The sequence below is a fragment of the Pseudomonas sp. B21-028 genome (assembly GCF_024749045.1).
Taxonomy (GTDB): Bacteria; Pseudomonadota; Gammaproteobacteria; order Pseudomonadales; family Pseudomonadaceae; genus Aquipseudomonas.
The window spans coordinates 2,797,321-2,816,211 of the sequence record NZ_CP087184.1 but is presented as its reverse complement, the minus strand read 5'-3'; the positions used below and the strand labels follow the sequence as shown (position 1 = coordinate 2,816,211).

Genomic DNA, 18,891 nt, shown 5'->3' with positions numbered 1-18,891 from the left:
CAATCCTGCCGCAGCAGGAAATGCACAAACTGCTGGTGGAATTCAACGCCACCGCACTGGATTACCCACAGGAACAGACCCTTCATGGGTTGTTCGAAGCGCAGGTCGAACGCACGCCGGAAGCGGTTGCGGTGGTGCATGGCGACGTTTGTCTGAGCTACCGTGAGTTGAACGAACGGGCCAACCGGTTGGCGCATTACCTGCGCGGGCAGGGCGTGCGGTCGGATTCGCGGGTGGCGATCTGTGTCGAGCGTGGCATCGACATGGTGGTGGGGTTGCTGGCGATCCTCAAGGCCGGCGGCGGTTATGTGCCGTTGGATCCGGCCTATCCGGCGGATCGGATTGCCTACATGCTTGAGGACAGCGCACCGGCGGTGGTGCTGGCCCAGAAGGCAACCCTCGGGTTGTTGGCAGAAGCCTCGATGCCAGTGATCGACCTCGGTAGCGGGCTGTGGCAGGACGAATCCGTCCTGAATCCGTTGGTGCCAGAACTGACCTCGTCGCACTTGGCCTACCTGATCTACACCTCGGGCTCCACCGGTTTGCCTAAAGGCGTGATGATCGAACACCGCAACACGGTGAACTTCCTGACCTGGGCGCATCGTTCGTTCGATGCGCAAACCTTGTCGAAGACGCTGTTCTCGACTTCGCTGAACTTCGACTTGGCCGTGTACGAATGCTTTGCACCATTGACATCTGGCGGCAGCATCGAGGTCGTCACTAATGTGCTGGAACTGCAACACGGCGAGCACGACATCACCCTGATCAACACCGTACCGTCGGCGCTCAAGGCGTTGCTGGAATCCGGTGGGCTGGGTGATGGCGTCGACACGGTCAACGTGGCCGGTGAAGCGCTCAAGCGCAGTCTGGTGGAAGCGCTGTTCGAACAGACTTCGGTCAAGCGCTTGTGCAATCTCTATGGGCCTTCGGAAACCACGACCTATTCCAGTTGGGTGTCCATGGCTCGCGAAGATGGGTTTGTCGCGCACATCGGCAAGCCGGTGGCGAACACTCAGTTCTATCTGCTGGATGAACACAAACAACCGGTGCCATTGGGTGTACCGGGGGAAATCTACATCGGTGGCGCCGGGGTCGCTCGCGGTTATCTGAACCGCGACGATTTGACGGTAGAACGTTTCCTCAAGGACCCGTTCAGCGCTGTTGCAAACGCCCGGATGTACAAGACCGGCGACCTGGGCCGCTGGCTGGCCGATGGCAATATCGAGTTCCTGGGCCGCAACGACGACCAGGTGAAGATCCGCGGTTTCCGTATCGAACTGGGCGAGATCGAAGCCAAACTCGCCCAGCATGAGGCCGTGAAAGAAGCGGTGGTGCAGGCCCGTGAAGACGTGCCGGGCGACAAACGCCTGGTGGCTTACTTCACTCAATCGCAAGCGGTGGACATCGAAGCCCTGCGCAGCCACCTGCAAGCGCAGTTGCCCGCCTACATGGTCCCGGTGGCCTACGTACACCTCGACACACTGCCGCTGACCCCAACGGCAAGCTCGACCGTAAGGCCTTGGCAGCGCCGGAACACGATGCACTGATCATCCGTGGTTACGAAGCACCGCAAGGCGAAATCGAAACCACTCTGGCGCAGATCTGGCAAGACCTTTTGGGCCTGCAACAGGTCGGTCGCCATGACCAGTTCTTCGAACTGGGCGGGCATTCGCTTCTGGCAGTCACGTTGATCGAGCGGATGCGCCAGGTCGGCCTGAGTGCCGACGTGCGCGTACTGTTCAGCCAGCCAACCCTCGCGGCCCTGGCCGCTGCCGTCGGTGGCGGCACGGAAGTCCTGGTGCCAGCCAACCTGATTACCGAGGATTGCAAACACATCACCCCGGACATGCTGCCGCTGGCGGACCTGGACCAGAACGCCATCGACCGTATCGTGGCCAGCGTGCAGGGCGGTATCAGCAACGTGCAGGACATCTACGCCCTGGCGCCACTGCAGGAAGGCATCCTCTACCACCATCTCATGGCCCCCGAGGATGACCCATACCGGCGAAATGTGCTGTTCAGCTTTGACAGTCGGGAACGCGTGCAACATTTTGCCAAGGCCTTGCAGGCGGTGATTGCTCGCCACGACATCTTGCGCACCAGCCTCCTCTGGGAAGGCCTGGACCAACCTGTCCAGGTGGTCTGGCGCCAGGCCGGGCTGATTGTGGAGGAACTCCGTCTCGACCCCGCCACCCCCGATATCATCGCGCAGCTGCATAGTCATGACCGGGTGGACATTCGCCAGGCGCCAATGCTGCGCATCGCCTATGCCCATGATCCACTCGCTGACCGCTGGGTAGCGCTGCTGGCGTTCCATCACCTGATCCACGATGCCACTTCGTTGCCCGTGCTTGCCCACGAGATCGACGCCTGCATGCTCGGCCAGGAACACCGCCTGCCGGCCTCGGTGCCGTACCGCAACTACGTGGCCCAGGCCCGCCTGGGCGTCAGCCGCGAAGACCATGAAGCCTTCTTCCGCGACATGCTCGGCGACATCGACGAGCCCACCCTGCCCTTCGACTTGCACGATGTGCAGGGCGATGGCGGTGAGATCGAGGAAGTCCATCAACGCATTAACAGCGCCTTGAGCCGCCGCCTGCGCGCACAGGCCCGCCAGTCCGGCGTCAGTGCGGCCAGCCTGGTGCATCTGGCCTGGGCCCAGGTGCTGGGCAAGGTCACCGGTAGGGATACCGTTGTCTTCGGTACTGTGTTGATGGGACGCATGAGCGGTTCCGCTGGGACAGACCGGGCGCTGGGCATGTTCATCAACACCCTGCCGATACGCATCGACATCGGTCATCAGGGGGCTCAGGCCAGCGTTCATACCACTCATGCCCGGTTATCGACACTGCTCAAGCATGAGCATGCCTCGCTATCCCTGGCTCAACGTTGCAGCGGCGTATCTGGCGAACTGCCGCTGTTCAGCGCCTTGCTCAACTATCGACACAGTGGCGGCGAAGCCTCGAACCCGGAAGCCAATGCCGCATGGACCGGCATTCAAACCCTGGGCGGAGAGGAGCGCAGCAACTACCCATTGATGTTGAACGTGGACGACCTGGGCGAGGACTTCATGCTCAACGTCCAAGCCGTGGTCGACATCGACGCGCAACGCGTCTGCGCCTACATGCAGACGGCACTGACCAGCCTGGTGGAAGCCCTTGAGCATTCACCCCTGGCGCCTTTGCACAGCCTGCCGATCCTGCCGGAGCAGGAGCGCAATCAGCTGATTGTCGACTTCAACGCCACCGAGCGCTTATACCCTCAAGAAGCACTCATCCACACACTCTTCGAGCAACAGGCAGAACGCCAACCTGACGCCTGTGCCGTCAGCGATCACAACGGCAAGGTGCTCACTTACGCCGAACTGAACCATAAAGCCAACCAGCTGGCGCACCAGTTGATCGAACGGGGCATCGGCCCGGATGATCGGGTGGCCGTGCGTCTGCACCGCAGCACGGACATGGTTGTCGCACTGCTGGCCATCCTGAAGGCCGGCGGCGCTTATATGCCCATCGATCCAGACCTGCCCGCTTCCCGTCAGTACTACATGCTCGATGACAGTGCTCCCGTGGCCCTGCTCACGGCGCAGGCACTGCTCGACTTTGCGGCGCCATCGCATTTGCCGGTGCTGCTGCTCGACAACCACGATGCCCAACGGACGCACCATCCAACCGGCAACCCACGGCCCACGACCCTGGGCCTTGAGCCGACCCACTTGGCCTACGTGCTCTACACCTCCGGTTCGACAGGCCTGCCGAAAGGCGTGATGAACGAACACCGTGGCGTGGTCAATCGCCTTCTTTGGGCGCAAAACCACTACGCGGTGAACGAAACCGACCGGGTCCTGCAAAAGACCCCGTATGGCTTCGACGTGTCGGTGTGGGAGTTTTTCCTGCCGTTGCTGGCCGGTGCGCAGTTGCACCTGGCGCGACCGGGTGGCCATCAGGATCCGGCCTACCTGGCTCACGTAATGCGCGAGCAACGCATTACCTTGCTGCACTTCGTGCCCTCGATGCTTGAGGTCTTCCTGGAACATGGCGACAGCCAGGGCTTCGCTGACCTGCGGCGCGTGCTGTGCAGCGGTGAGGCGTTGCCGGGCCATCTGGTTCGCCGTTTCAAGGCGCAATTGCCCGACACCGCGCTGCACAACCTGTACGGCCCGACCGAAGCGGCCGTCGATGTCACCGCATGGGACTGCTCAGGCCCCGACACGCCAGACAGTACGCCGATCGGCAAACCGATCGCCAATACCCGTCTCTACCTGCTCGATGCCTATCAACAGCCGGTCCCCTTGGGGGTGGCGGGAGAGGTTTACATCGCTGGCGTTCAAGTCGCGCGGGGGTATTTGAACCTGACGCAACTGACCGCCGAGCGCTTCCTGGACGATCCATTCAGCCAAGGCCCGGGTGCCCGGATGTACAAGACCGGCGACCTGGGCCGTTACCTGCCCGATGGCAATATCGAGTTCCTGGGACGAAACGACGACCAAGTGAAGATCCGTGGCTTGCGGATCGAATTGGGCGAGATCGAAGCCCGTCTGGCCCAGCACCACGAAGTGAAAGAAGTGGTGATGATGGCCAGGGAAGATGCGTCGGGCGAAAAGCGCCTGGTGGCGTATTACACATCACGGCTGTCGGGCGAAACGCTTGACATCGAGGTATTGCGTCTCCATCTGCAAGCCCATCTGCCGGACTATATGGTGCCCGCCGCTTACGTCTGTCTTGCGTCTCTACCGCTGACCTCCAACGGCAAACTGGACCGCAAGGCCTTGCCGGCTCCCGATCAGTGGGCCCTGGTCAGTCGCGAATACCAAGCGCCCCAAGGTGCCACCGAACGGGCCATCGCCGAGATCTGGCAAGAACTGCTGGGCATCGACGAGGTAGGTCGTCAAGACCATTTCTTCGAACTGGGTGGGCATTCGCTGCTGGCCGTGAAGTTGATCGAGCGTATGCGCCAGATCGGCCTGAGTGCCGACGTGCGCGTGCTGTTCAGCCAGCCGACTTTGACGGCCCTGGCCGCGGCCGTGGGCGGCGGCACGGAGATCGTGGTACCGACCAATCTGATCCCCGAGCACTGCGAACGCATCACCCCGGACATGCTGCCGCTGGTGAATCTGGACCAGGACGCCATAGACCGTATCGTCTCCAACGTGCCGGGCGGTGTCGGTAACGTGCAGGACATCTACGCCCTGGCACCGTTGCAGGAAGGCATTCTTTACCACCACCTTGCCGCTGAACGGGGCGATCCCTATGTCCTGAAATCGGTGTTTGCCTTGCAGGATCAAGCGTATCTGGAGGCTTTCAGCCAGGCGCTGCAACAGCTGATCCAGCGCCATGACATTCTTCGTACCGCCCTGCTCTGGGAGGGCCTGGAGGAACCTGTTCAGGTGGTTTGGCGCCAAGCCGCCCTGAGCGTGGAAACCCTCGACCTTGACCCGATGCAGGGCGATATTTCCCTGCAATTGCAGCAACGCCATGACCCTCGGCACTCTCGCCTGGACCTGACCCAAGCACCGTTGATGCGGCTGATCAGCGCCTACGATGCCGCCCACCAGCGCATCGTCTCACTGCTGCTGTGCCATCACCTGGTGCTCGACCACACGGCCCTGCAAGTGATGCGCGACGAAATGCAGGCCCTTATGTCGGGCAAAGGCAAGGAGCTGCCGGCCTCGGTGCCGTACCGCAACTACGTGGCCCAGGCCCGCCTGGGCGTCAGCCGCGAAGACCATGAAGCCTTCTTCCGCGACATGCTCGGCGACATCGACGAGCCCACCCTGCCCTTCGACCTGCACGATGTACAGGGCGACGGCGGTGAGATCGAAGAGGTGCATCAACGCGTCGATTCCGAACTGGCCCGACGTCTGCGCTATCAGGCTCGCAGCCTGGGGGTCAGTGCAGCCAGCCTCTGCCACCTGGCCTGGGCCCAGGTGCTGGGCAAGGTCACCGGCCAGGATACCGTTGTCTTCGGCACCGTATTGATGGGGCGCATGCAAGGCGGTGACGGTGCCGACCGTGCCTTGGGCATGTTCATCAACACCCTGCCAATACGCATCGACGTAGGCAATCAGGAAGTTCAAGCCAGCGCTCAAGCCACCCATGCACAACTGGCGACATTGCTTAAGCATGAGCATGCACCGCTATCCCTGGCTCAACGTTGCAGTGGTGTATCCAGCGAGCGGCCTCTGTTCAGCGCCTTGCTCAACTATCGACACAGTAACGACGAAGTCTTGAGTCCGGAAGCCGATGCCGTGTGGGCTGGTATTCAAGCCCTGGGCGGGGAGGAGCGCAGCAACTACCCGTTGATGTTGAACGTGGACGATCTGGGTGAGGACTTCATGCTCAACGCTCAGGTCGTGGCCGACATCGGCGCTCAGCGTGTTTGCGATTACATGCACGCGGCAATCGAAAGCCTGGTCAAGGCCCTGGAAGACGCACCGTCATCCGCGCTCAATACCTTGCCGATCCTGCCACAGCAGGAAATGCACAAGCTGCTGGTGGAATTCAACGCCACCGCACTGGATTACCCGCAGGAACAGACCCTCCATGGGTTGTTCGAAGCGCAGGTCGAACGCACGCCTGAAGCCGTCGCGGTGGTGCATGACGACGTCTGCCTGAGCTACCGCGAGCTGAACCGCCGCGCTAACCAGTTGGCGCATCACTTGCGTGACAACGGGGTCAAACCGGACTCCCGCGTGGCGATCTGCGTCGAACGCGGGCCTGAAATGATCGTCGGTCTGCTCGCGATCCTGAAAGCCGGGGGCGCCTATGTGCCGCTGGATCCGGCTTACCCTGCGGAACGAATTGCCTACATGCTTGAAGACAGTGCTCCGGCGGCGGTGTTGGCCCAGGACGCTACGGTCGAGCTGTTGGCCGATGCTGCGAGGGTGGTGATCAATCTCGATAATGAGCAGTGGCAGGACGAATCCGTCCTGAATCCGCTGGTGCCTGAGCTGACTTCTGCGCATCTGGCGTATGTGATCTACACCTCGGGTTCGACTGGTTTGCCGAAAGGCGTGATGATCGAGCACCGCAACACGGTGAATTTCCTGACCTGGGCTCATCGCACCTTTGACGCTCAAACTTTATCGAAAACCCTGTTCTCGACTTCGCTGAACTTCGACCTCGCGGTTTACGAGTGCTTCGCGCCGCTGACTTCAGGCGGCAGCATTGAAGTGGTCGCTAATGTGCTGGAACTGCAAGACGGCGAGCACGACGTCACCCTGATCAACACCGTGCCGTCGGCGCTCAAGGCGTTGCTGGAATCTGGTGGGTTGGGTGAAGGTGTCGACACGGTCAACGTGGCCGGTGAAGCTTTGAAGCGCAGCTTGGTGGAAACGCTGTTCGAGCAGACTTCGGTCAAGCGCCTGTGCAATCTCTACGGTCCCTCGGAAACCACCACTTATTCGAGTTGGGTCTCGATGGCCCGCGAAGACGGCTTTGCCGCGCACATCGGCAAGCCGGTGGCGAACACCCAGTTCTATCTGCTGGATGAACATAAACAACCCGTGCCGTTGGGCGTACCGGGGGAACTCTACATCGGTGGTGCCGGGGTTGCTCGCGGCTATTTGAACCGTGATGACCTGACGGCTGAACGCTTCCTCAAGGATCCGTTCAGCAGCGCTGCAAACGCCCGGATGTACAAGACCGGCGACCTGGGCCGCTGGCTGGCCGATGGCAATATCGAGTTCCTGGGACGAAACGACGATCAGGTCAAGATCCGTGGCTTCCGCATCGAACTGGGGGAGATCGAAGCCAAGCTTGCCCAGGCTTCCAACATCAAGGAAACCGTGGTCCTGGCCCGTGAAGACGTACCGGGTGACAAGCGTCTGGTGGCGTACTTCACCGCTGATGCCAAAGAAGTAAACCTCGACGGATTGCGCGAGCATTTGCTGGCCTGGATGCCCAGTCACATGGTCCCCGCCGCTTACGTTCAGCTCGACGCCCTGCCGCTGACGCCTAACGGCAAATTGGACCGCAAGGCCCTGCCGGCACCGGATCTTTCGTCAGTGATCAGTCGCGAATACGAAGCCCCCGTCGGTGAAACCGAAACAGTTCTGGCGCAGATCTGGACCGACCTGCTCCAGGTCGAGCGTGTGGGACGTCAAGACCATTTCTTCGAACTGGGTGGGCATTCGCTGCTGGCCGTGAAGTTGATCGAGCGTATGCGCCAGATCGGCCTGAGTGCCGACGTGCGCGTGCTGTTCAGCCAGCCGACTTTGACGGCCCTGGCCGCGGCCGTGGGCGGCGGCACGGAGATCGTGGTACCGACCAATCTGATCCCCGAGCACTGCGAACGCATCACCCCGGACATGCTGCCGCTGGTGAATCTGGACCAGGACGCCATAGACCGTATCGTCTCCAACGTGCCGGGCGGTGTCGGTAACGTGCAGGACATCTACGCCCTGGCACCGTTGCAGGAAGGCATTCTTTACCACCACCTTGCCGCTGAACGGGGCGATCCCTATGTCCTGAAATCGGTGTTTGCCTTGCAGGATCAAGCGTATCTGGAGGCTTTCAGCCAGGCGCTGCAACAGCTGATCCAGCGCCATGACATTCTTCGTACCGCCCTGCTCTGGGAGGGCCTGGAGGAACCTGTTCAGGTGGTTTGGCGCCAAGCCGCCCTGAGCGTGGAAACCCTCGACCTTGACCCGATGCAGGGCGATATTTCCCTGCAATTGCAGCAACGCCATGACCCTCGGCACTCTCGCCTGGACCTGACCCAAGCACCGTTGATGCGGCTGATCAGCGCCTACGATGCCGCCCACCAGCGCATCGTCTCACTGCTGCTGTGCCATCACCTGGTGCTCGACCACACGGCCCTGCAAGTGATGCGCGACGAAATGCAGGCCCTTATGTCGGGCAAAGGCAAGGAGCTGCCGGCCTCGGTGCCGTACCGCAACTACGTGGCCCAGGCCCGCCTGGGCGTCAGCCGCGAAGACCATGAAGCCTTCTTCCGCGACATGCTCGGCGACATCGACGAGCCCACCCTGCCCTTCGACCTGCACGATGTACAGGGCGACGGCGGTGAGATCGAAGAGGTGCATCAACGCGTCGATTCCGAACTGGCCCGACGTCTGCGCTATCAGGCTCGCAGCCTGGGGGTCAGTGCAGCCAGCCTCTGCCACCTGGCCTGGGCCCAGGTGCTGGGCAAGGTCACCGGCCAGGATACCGTTGTCTTCGGCACCGTATTGATGGGGCGCATGCAAGGCGGTGACGGTGCCGACCGTGCCTTGGGCATGTTCATCAATACCCTGCCGCTGCGGGTCGACCTGGGCAGCCAGGGTGTCCGCAACGGCGTGCAGGCAACCCACGCTCGCCTGACCGCGCTGCTCGGGCATGAACATGCGTCCCTGGTACTGGCTCAGCGTTGCAGCGGTGTATCGGGCGAACTGCCGCTGTTCAGCGCCTTGCTCAACTACCGACACAGTGGCAGCGAAACCCCGAATCCGGAAACCGATGCCGTATGGAGCGGCATTCAAACCCTGGGCGGGGAGGAGCGCAGCAACTATCCATTGACGTTGAACGTGGACGACCTGGGCGAGGACTTCATGCTCAACGTCCAAGCCGTGGTCGACATCGGCGCGCAACGTGTCTGCGACTACGTACAGACAGCGCTGGAGAGTCTGATCACGGCCCTGGAAGACGCACCGTCATCCGCGCTCAACGCCTTGCCGATCCTGCCGGCGGCGGAGCGCGAGCAGCTGCTGGTGGCGTTCAACGCCACCGCACTGGATTACCCGCAGGAACAGACCCTCCATGGGTTGTTCGAAGCGCAGGTCGAGCACGCCCCGGAAGCGGTTGCGGTGGTGCATGGCGACGTCCGCCTGAGCTACCGTGAGCTGAACCAGCGCGCTAACCAGCTGGCGCATCACTTGCGTGACAGCGGGGTCAAACCGGACTCCCGCGTGGCGATCTGCGTCGAACGCGGGCCCGAAATGATCATCGGTCTGCTCGCCATTCTGAAGGCGGGTGCCGGCTACGTGCCGCTCGATCCGGCCTACCCCGCCGAGCGCCTGGCGTTTCTGTTGGACGACAGCGAACCGGTGGCCGTGTTGGTTCAAGAAGCCACCCGTGAGCGGTTGGCGGACGCGTCGGTACCAATCATCAACCTCGACGACGCGATGCTGCAGCGGTATCCCGTCCTCAATCCACAGGTGCCGGAGCTGACCCCGGCGCACCTGGCCTACGTGATTTATACCTCCGGTTCCACCGGCCTGCCCAAGGGCGTGCAAGTCGAACACCGTAACGTGGCACGCCTGTTTTCAGCCACCCAGGCGTGGTTCGACTTCAACCCGACCGATGTCTGGGCATTGTTCCATTCCTTCGCCTTCGATTTCTCGGTCTGGGAAATATGGGGCGCTCTGGTCCACGGCGGACAATTGTTGATCGTGCCGCAGCCAGTCACCCGTTCGCCACAGGCTTGCTACACCCTGATCTGCGATGCCGGTGTCACAGTGCTCAATCAGACCCCAAGTGCGTTCCGCCAACTGATCGCCGCGCAAGGCGAGAGCCAGCAGGCGCATTCGCTGCGCCAGGTGATTTTCGGCGGCGAAGCCCTGGACCCCGGGATGCTCAAGCCGTGGTACGCAAAACCGGCCAACGCCGCCACGCAACTGGTCAACATGTATGGCATTACCGAAACCACGGTGCACGTGACCTATTACCCCTTGCAGGCCGAGGATGCGCAGCAGACGGGTATCAGTCCGATTGGTGTGCGCATTCCGGATTTGCAGACCTATGTGCTGGACGCCCAGCGCCAGCCCGTACCTATGGGCGTGGTCGGTGAGTTGTATGTCGGGGGTGCGGGCGTGGCCCGAGGCTACTTGAATCGCCCAGAGCTGAATGAAGAACGCTTTATTGCCGACCCGTTCAGCCCGAATCAGGGTGCACGGCTGTACCGAACCGGCGACCTGGTGCGCTGGTCTGCCGATGGCAGCCTCGAATATCGGGGACGTAATGACGATCAGGTGAAGATCCGTGGCTTCCGCATCGAGCTGGGCGAGATCGAGGCACAACTGGCAGCCTGTACCGGCGTGCGCGAAGCCGTGGCCGTCGCCCGCGAAGACGTGCCCGGCGACAAGCGCCTGGTGGCCTATATCATTCCGCAGGACGACACGGTCCCGAGCGCTTCGGACCTGCGTGCCCAATTGCAGCAGAACCTGGCCGAGCACATGCTGCCCGGCGCCTTTGTCACGATCAGCGCCTGGCCATTGACCTCCAACGGAAAACTGGACCGCAAGGCCCTGCCGGTACCGGGCCTGTCGTCGGTGATCAACCGCGAATACGAAGCCCCCGTCGGTGAAACCGAAACAGCTCTGGCGCAGATCTGGACCGACCTGCTCCAGCTCGAGCGTGTGGGACGTCATGACCATTTCTTCGAATTGGGCGGTCATTCGTTGTTGGCCGTGAAGTTGATCGAGCGCATGCGCCAGATTGGTCTGAGTGCCGATGTGCGCGTGCTGTTCAGTCAGCCAACTTTGAAGGCCCTGGCCGCTGCCGTGGGTGGCGGCACGGAGATCGTGGTACCAACCAACCTGATCCCCGAGCACTGTGAACGCATCACCCCGGACATGCTGCCACTGGCGGACCTGGACCAGGACGCCATCGACCGTATCGTGTCCAAGGTGCCGGGCGGCGTGGCCAACGTGCAGGATATCTACGCCCTGGCACCGTTGCAGGAAGGCATTTTTTACCACCACCTTGCCGCTGAACGGGGCGATCCCTATGTTCTGAAATCGGTGTTTGCCCTGCAGGATCAAGCCTGTCTGGAGGCTTTCAGCCAGGCGCTGCAACAGTTGATCCAGCGCCATGACATTCTTCGCACCGCCCTGCTCTGGGAAGGCCTGGACGAACCCGTGCAAGTGGTTTGGCGCCAAGCCGCCCTGAGCATGGAAACCCTCGACCTTGATCCGATGCAGGGCGATATTTCCCTGCAATTGCAGCAACGCCATGACCCTCGGCACTCTCGACTGGACCTGACCCAAGCACCGTTGATGCGGCTGGTCAGCGCCTACGATGCCCCCCACCAGCGCATCGTCTCGCTGCTGTTGTGCCATCACCTGGTGCTCGACCACACGGCCCTGCAAGTGATGCGTGACGAAATGCAGGCCCTTATGTCGGGCAAAGGCAAGGAGCTGCCGGCCTCGGTGCCGTACCGAAACTACGTGGCCCAGGCCCGCCTGGGCGTCAGCCGCGAAGACCATGAAGCCTTCTTCCGCGACATGCTCGGCGACATCGACGAGCCCACCCTGCCCTTCGACTTGCACGATGTGCAGGGCGATGGCGGTGAGATCGAGGAAGTCCATCAACGCATTGACAGCGCCTTGAGCCGCCGCTTGCGCGTCCAGGCCCGACAGTCCGGCGTCAGCGCGGCCAGCCTGGTGCATCTGGCCTGGGCCCAGGTACTGGGCAAGATCACCGGCAAGGGCGATGTTGTCTTTGGCACCGTATTGATGGGGCGGATGCAAGGCGGCGAAGGCACCGACCGTGCCATCGGCATGTTCATCAATACTTTGCCATTGCGCGTCAACCTGGCGGCTCAAAGCGTACGCACCGGCGTCAAGAGCACGCATGGAAAACTGACTGCATTGCTGGCTCACGAACACGCATCACTGGCCCTGGCCCAGCGCTGCAGCGGCGTATCTGGCGAACTGCCGCTGTTCAGTTCCTTGCTCAACTACCGACACAATGGCAGCGAAGCCTCGAATCCGGAAGCCGATGCCGTATGGGCTGGCATTCAACCCCTGGGCGGGGAGGAACGCAGCAACTACCCGTTGACGTTGAACGTGGACGACCTGGGCGAGGACTTCATGCTCAACGCTCAGGTCGTGGTCGACATCGGCGCGCAGCGTGTCTGCAATTACATGCTGACGGCACTGGCAAGCCTGGTGGAAGCACTTGAACACTCACCCCTGGCGCCCTTGCACAGCCTGTCGATCCTGCCGGAGCAGGAGCGTCATCAGCTCATTGTCGGCTTCAACGCCACTGAAGACCTGTACCCTCAAGATGCACTCATCCACACACTCTTCGAGCAACAGGCAGAACGCCAACCTGACGCCTGCGCTGTCAGCGATCATAACGGCAAGATCCTCACTTACGCCGAACTGAACCATAAAGCCAACCAACTGGCGCACCAGTTGATCGAACAGGGCATCGGCCCGGATGATCGGGTGGCGATCTGTGTCGAACGCGGGCCCGAAATGATCATAGGTCTGCTCGCCATTCTGAAGGCGGGTGCCGGCTACGTGCCGCTCGATCCGGCCTACCCCGCCGAGCGCCTGGCGTTTCTGTTGGACGACAGCGAACCGGTGGCCGTGTTAGTTCAAGAAGCCACGCGGAAGGTGCTGATCACCGATGCGGTACCAATCATCAACCTCGACGACGCGATGCTGCAGCACTATCCCGTCCTCAATCCACAGCTGCCGGAGCTGACCCCGGCGCACCTGGCCTACGTGATCTACACCTCCGGTTCCACCGGCCTGCCCAAGGGCGTGCAAGTCGAACACCGTAACGTGGCACGCCTGTTTTCAGCCACCCAGGCGTGGTTCGATTTCAACCCGACCGATGTCTGGGCATTGTTCCATTCCTTTGCCTTCGACTTCTCGGTCTGGGAAATCTGGGGTGCTCTGGTCCATGGCGGACAGTTGTTGATCGTGCCGCAGCCAGTCACCCGTTCGCCACAGGCTTGCTATGCCCTGATCTGCGATGCCGGTGTTACGGTGCTCAATCAGACCCCAAGTGCGTTTCGCCAGTTGATCGCCGCGCAAGGCGAGAGCCAGCAGGTGCATTCGCTGCGTCAGGTGATTTTCGGCGGCGAAGCCCTGGACCCAGGGATGCTCAAGCCGTGGTACGCAAAGCCGGCCAACGCCGGCACGCAACTGGTGAACATGTATGGCATTACCGAAACCACGGTGCACGTGACCTATTACCCCTTACAGGTCGAGGATGCGCAGCAGACGGGTGTCAGCCCCATCGGTGTGCGCATCCCGGATTTGCAGACCTATGTGCTGGACGCCCAACGCCAGCCTGTGCCCATGGGCGTGGTCGGTGAGTTGTATGTCGGGGGTGCAGGCGTGGCGCGGGGGTATTTGAATCGCCCCGAACTGAATGAAGAACGCTTCATTGCTGACCCGTTCAGCGACAACAAGAGTGCACGGCTGTACCGAACCGGCGACCTGACGCGCTGGTCTGCCGATGGCAGCCTCGAATATCGGGGGCGTAATGACGATCAGGTCAAGATCCGTGGCTTCCGCATCGAACTGGGAGAGATCGAAGCCGAACTCGCCCGACACGAGGCAGTAGAAGACGCGGCAGTGATGGCCCGTGAAGACGTACCGGGTGACAAGCGTCTGGTGGCCTATTTCACCGCAGATACCGAAGTCAGCCTCGACGAACTGCGCGAACATTTGCTGGCCCGGATGCCCAGTTACATGGTGCCCGCCGCTTACGTACAGCTTGACGCTCTACCACTGACGCCTAACGGCAAGCTGGACCGCAAAGCGTTGCCGGCCCCCGACCAGTCAGCCTTGATCAGTCGCGAATACCAAGCGCCCCAAGGTAGCACCGAACAGGCCATCGCCGAGATCTGGCAAGACCTGTTGGGACTGCAACAGGTTGGCCGCCATGACCATTTCTTCGAACTGGGCGGTCACTCGCTGCTGGCCGTGAAGTTGATCGAGCGTATGCGCCAGATCGGCCTGAGTGCCGACGTGCGCGTGCTGTTCAGCCAACCAACCCTGGCGGCCCTGGCCGCGGCCGTGGGCAGTGGAAGTGAGATCAAGGTTCCGGCCAACCTGATTCCCGAGCATTGCGCACGCATTACCCCGGACATGCTGCCGCTGGCGGACCTGGACCAGGACGCCATCGACCGTATCGTGTCCAAGGTGCCGGGCGGCGTGTCCAACGTGCAGGACATCTACGCCCTGGCACCGTTGCAGCAAGGCATCTTGTACCACCACATCTCGGCGCACGAAGGCGACCCCTACGTGCTCCAGGCGCAATTCAACATCGCCGGTCCAGAGCGCCTGGACGCCTTCGTGACCGCGCTGCAAAGTGTGATCGACCGCCATGACATCCTCAGGACTGCCTTGTTCTGGGAAGGTCTGAGCGAACCGGCGCAGGTGGTGATGCGCAAGGCAGCGTTGCACCTTGAAGAAGTCATGCTCGACCCGGCCTCAGGTGCGATCGCAGAACAACTGCAGCAGCAGTTTGATCCGCGTCATTATCGCCTCGACCTGGGTCAGGCTCCGCTGATGCGCCTGGTCTACGCACAAGACGTGCTCAACCAATGCCTGGTAGCCACGCTGCTGTTCCATCACATGGCACTGGACCATACCGCCATGGAAGTGGTTCGGCACGATATGCAGGCACACTTGCTCGGCGAAACCGACGGTCTGGCCGTTCCCATGCCGTATCGCAACTACGTGGCCCAGGCACGTTTGGGAGGCAGTGACGCAGAGCACGAAGCCTTCTTCCGCGCCATGCTTGGCGACATCGACGAGCCCACCCTGCCCTTCGACCTGCACGATGTGCAGGGCAACGGCAGCGGTGTTGAAGAGGTTCATCTGCCGCTGGATGCGTCCCTGAGCAAGCGCTTGCGGACCCAGGCCCGACTGTTGGGCGTCAGCGCAGCCAGCCTGCATCATCTGGCCTGGGCCCAGGTGCTGGGCAAGGTCACCGGCAAGGATGATGTGGTCTTCGGCACCGTACTGATGGGCCGCATGAATGGCGGCGAAGGTGCTGACCGTGCCTTGGGCATGTTCATCAACACCTTGCCGCTGCGGGTCAACCTGGGACCTCACGATGTACGCTCGGGGGTCAGCCTGACTCATGCGCGGCTGACCGCCTTGCTGGGGCATGAGCATGCGTCACTGGCACTGGCCCAACGTTGCAGCAGCGTGCCCGCACCGACGCCCCTGTTCAGCGCATTGCTCAACTATCGCCATAGCGCCGTGGGATCGGTCTCCGCCGAAACCCTTGAAGCGTGGCGCGGGATCGAAACGGTGCACGCCGAAGAACGCACCAACTATCCGTTGACCTTGTCTCTGGACGACCTGGGCGAAGGGTTCGGCATCACCGTGCAAGCGGTCCACGGTATCGATGCCGGACGCGTCTGCGGCTACATGCACGCCGCAATCGAGAGCCTGATCAAGGCCCTGGAAGATGCACCGTCATCCGCGCTCAACACCTTGCCAATCCTGCCACAGCAGGAAATGCACAAGCTGCTGGTGGAATTCAACGCCACCGCACTGGATTACCCGCAGGAACAGACCCTCCATGGGTTGTTCCAAGCGCAGGTCGAACGCACGCCTGAAGCCGTCGCGGTGGTGCATGACGACGTCAGCCTGAGCTACCGCGAGCTGAACCAGCGCGCTAACCAGTTGGCGCATCACTTGCGTGGCAACGGGGTCGGGCCGGATTCTTGTGTGGCGATCTGCGTCGAACGCGGGCCTGAAATGATCGTCGGTCTGCTCGCGATCCTGAAAGCCGGCGGCGCCTATGTGCCGTTGGATCCAGCTTACCCTGCAGATCGGATTGCCTACATGCTGCGGGACAGCGCACCGGCTGCGGTCCTGGCGCAAGGCGCGACATTGGGCTTGCTGGCAGGCGTCTCGGTGCCGCTGATCGATCTGGACAGTCAGCCGCTGCAAGGTCAATCCGTCGACAATCCGCGGGTGCCGGACCTGACTTCGGCCCACCTGGCCTACGTGATCTACACCTCCGGTTCCACCGGATTGCCTAAAGGCGTGATGATCGAACACCGCAACACCGTGAACTTCCTGACCTGGGCCCATCAATCGTTCGATTCGACGGTGCTGGCAAGAACCCTGTTCTCCACCTCGCTGAACTTCGATCTGGCGGTCTACGAATGCTTCGCGCCACTGACCTCTGGCGGCAGTATCGAAGTGGTCACCAATGTGCTGGAGCTTCAGCAAAAAGACCACGATGTCACGCTGATCAATACCGTGCCGTCGGCGCTCCAGGCGCTGCTGGAGTCCGGTGGTCTGAATGAAAACGTGCACACGGTCAACGTCGCCGGTGAAGCGCTCAAGCGCAACCTGGTGGAACGTCTGTTCGAGCAGACCAGCGTCAAGCGCCTGTGCAACCTCTACGGCCCTTCGGAAACCACGACGTATTCAAGCTGGGTCTCCATGGACCGTAAAGACGGTTTCGTCGCGCACATCGGCAAGCCTGTCGCGAATACCCGGTTCTATCTGCTGGATGCGCACAAGCAACCGGTGCCGCTGGGTGTTCCGGGAGAAATCCATATCGGCGGTGCCGGCGTGGCGCGGGGTTACCTGAACCGTGACGACCTGACCGCCGAGCGTTTTCTGGATGATCCATTCAGCCAGGCTCCGGGGGCCCGGATGTACAAGACCGGCGACCTGGGCCGCTGGCTGGCTGATGGCAACATCGAGTTCCTGGGACGAAACGACGATCAGGTGAAGATCCGTGGCTTCCGTATCGAGCTGGGCGAGATCGAAGCCAAGCTCGCCCAACACGAGGCCGTGAAGGAAGCGGTGGTGATGGCCCGTGAAGACGTACCGGGCGACAAGCGTCTGGTGGCCTATTTCACTCAATCGGAAGCGGTGGGCATCGAAACCCTGCGCAATCATCTGCTAGCGCAATTGCCGGAGTACATGGTCCCGGCCGCCTACGTACAGCTCGACGCCCTGCCGCTGACGCCTAACAGCAAGCTGGATCGCAAGGCCCTGCCGGCACCGGACCTATCGTCGGTGAGCCGCCGCAACTACGCGGCACCTCAAGGTGAGGTCGAGATCGCCATCGCCCGGATCTGGCAGGAGCTACTGGGTGTTGAGCAGGTGGGTCGTCATGACCATTTCTTCGAACTGGGCGGTCACTCATTGCTGGCTGTCACCCTGATCGAGCGCATGCGCCAACAAAACATGAGTGCCGACGTGCGCGTGTTGTTCAGCCAGCCAACCCTCGCGACCCTGGCCGCTGCCGTGGGCGGCGGCACCGAGATCGTGGTGCCGGCCAACCTGATCTCCGAGCACTGTGAACGCATCACCCCGGACATGCTGCCGCTGGTGGACCTGGTCCAGGACGCCATCGACCGTATCGTGGCCAGCGTGCCGGGCGGTGTCGCTAACGTGCAGGACATCTATGCACTGGCCCCGTTGCAACAAGGCATCCTCTATCACCACATTTCGGCACAGCAGGGAGATCCCTACGTGTTGCAGGCACAGTTCCGGATAGAGGATTACCAGCGCCTGGGGGCGTTTACCGACGCACTGCAAAGTGTGATCGATCGGCATGACATCCTCAGGACCGCCGTGCTCTGGGAAAGCCTGAGTGAACCTGTACAAGTAGTCTGGCGCCATGCCGCGCTGCACCTTGAAGAGGTTCATCTGGACCCTGCGGCCGGCGCCATCACCGAGCAACTGATGCAGCGTTTCGACCCGTGTCACCATCGCCTCGACGTGACTCAAGCCCCATTGATGCGCCTGGCTTACGCACAGGACGTCCTCAATCGGCGTCTGGTGGCGGTACTGTCATTCCATCACATGGCGCTGGACCATACCGCCCTTGATGTGGTGCGGCACGAGATGCAGGCACACCTGATGGGGCGCAACGATCAGTTGACGCCGGCAGTGCCGTATCGCAACTACGTGGCGCAGGTCCGCCTGGGTGCCAGCCGGGAAAAGCACGAGGCATTTTTCACCGACATGCTGGGTGATGTTGACGAGCCGACGCTACCGTTCGGCTTGCACGATGTACAAGGTGACGGGACGCACATCGAAGAAGCGGAACAGGTCATTGCCCATGACCTGAACCGCCGGTTACGTTTGCAGGCCCGACAACTGGGCGTCAGCGCCGCCAGTCTTTATCACTTGGCATGGGCACAGGTCCTGGCCCAGGTGTCCGGCAA

General features: G+C 61.7%; 2 protein-coding genes (1 of these 2 only partly in view). Both read left to right on the top strand.

The genetic code is table 11. The features are described from left to right. The first annotated feature begins 20 nt into the window (after positions 1–20). On the top strand, positions 21–1,547 hold the full coding sequence (locus LOY35_RS12430) for an amino acid adenylation domain-containing protein (RefSeq protein ID WP_258633581.1): 1,527 nt from the start codon (positions 21–23) through the stop codon (positions 1,545–1,547). Beyond that, on the top strand, positions 1,520–18,891 hold the 5' portion of the coding sequence (locus tag LOY35_RS12425) for a non-ribosomal peptide synthase/polyketide synthase (protein WP_309475907.1). 4,012 nt of this gene lie beyond the right edge of the window; only the first 17,372 of its 21,384 coding nucleotides appear in the window; its start codon is at positions 1,520–1,522; its stop codon lies beyond the right edge, outside the window. Before LOY35_RS12430 ends, LOY35_RS12425 begins: the two co-directional genes overlap by 28 nt.

What these genes read in the sequence shown, in the direction of transcription:
- LOY35_RS12430 (WP_258633581.1), top strand. Translation starts at nt 21, where the DNA reads ATGCACAAACTGCTGGTGGAATTCAACGCCACCGCACTGGATTACCCA.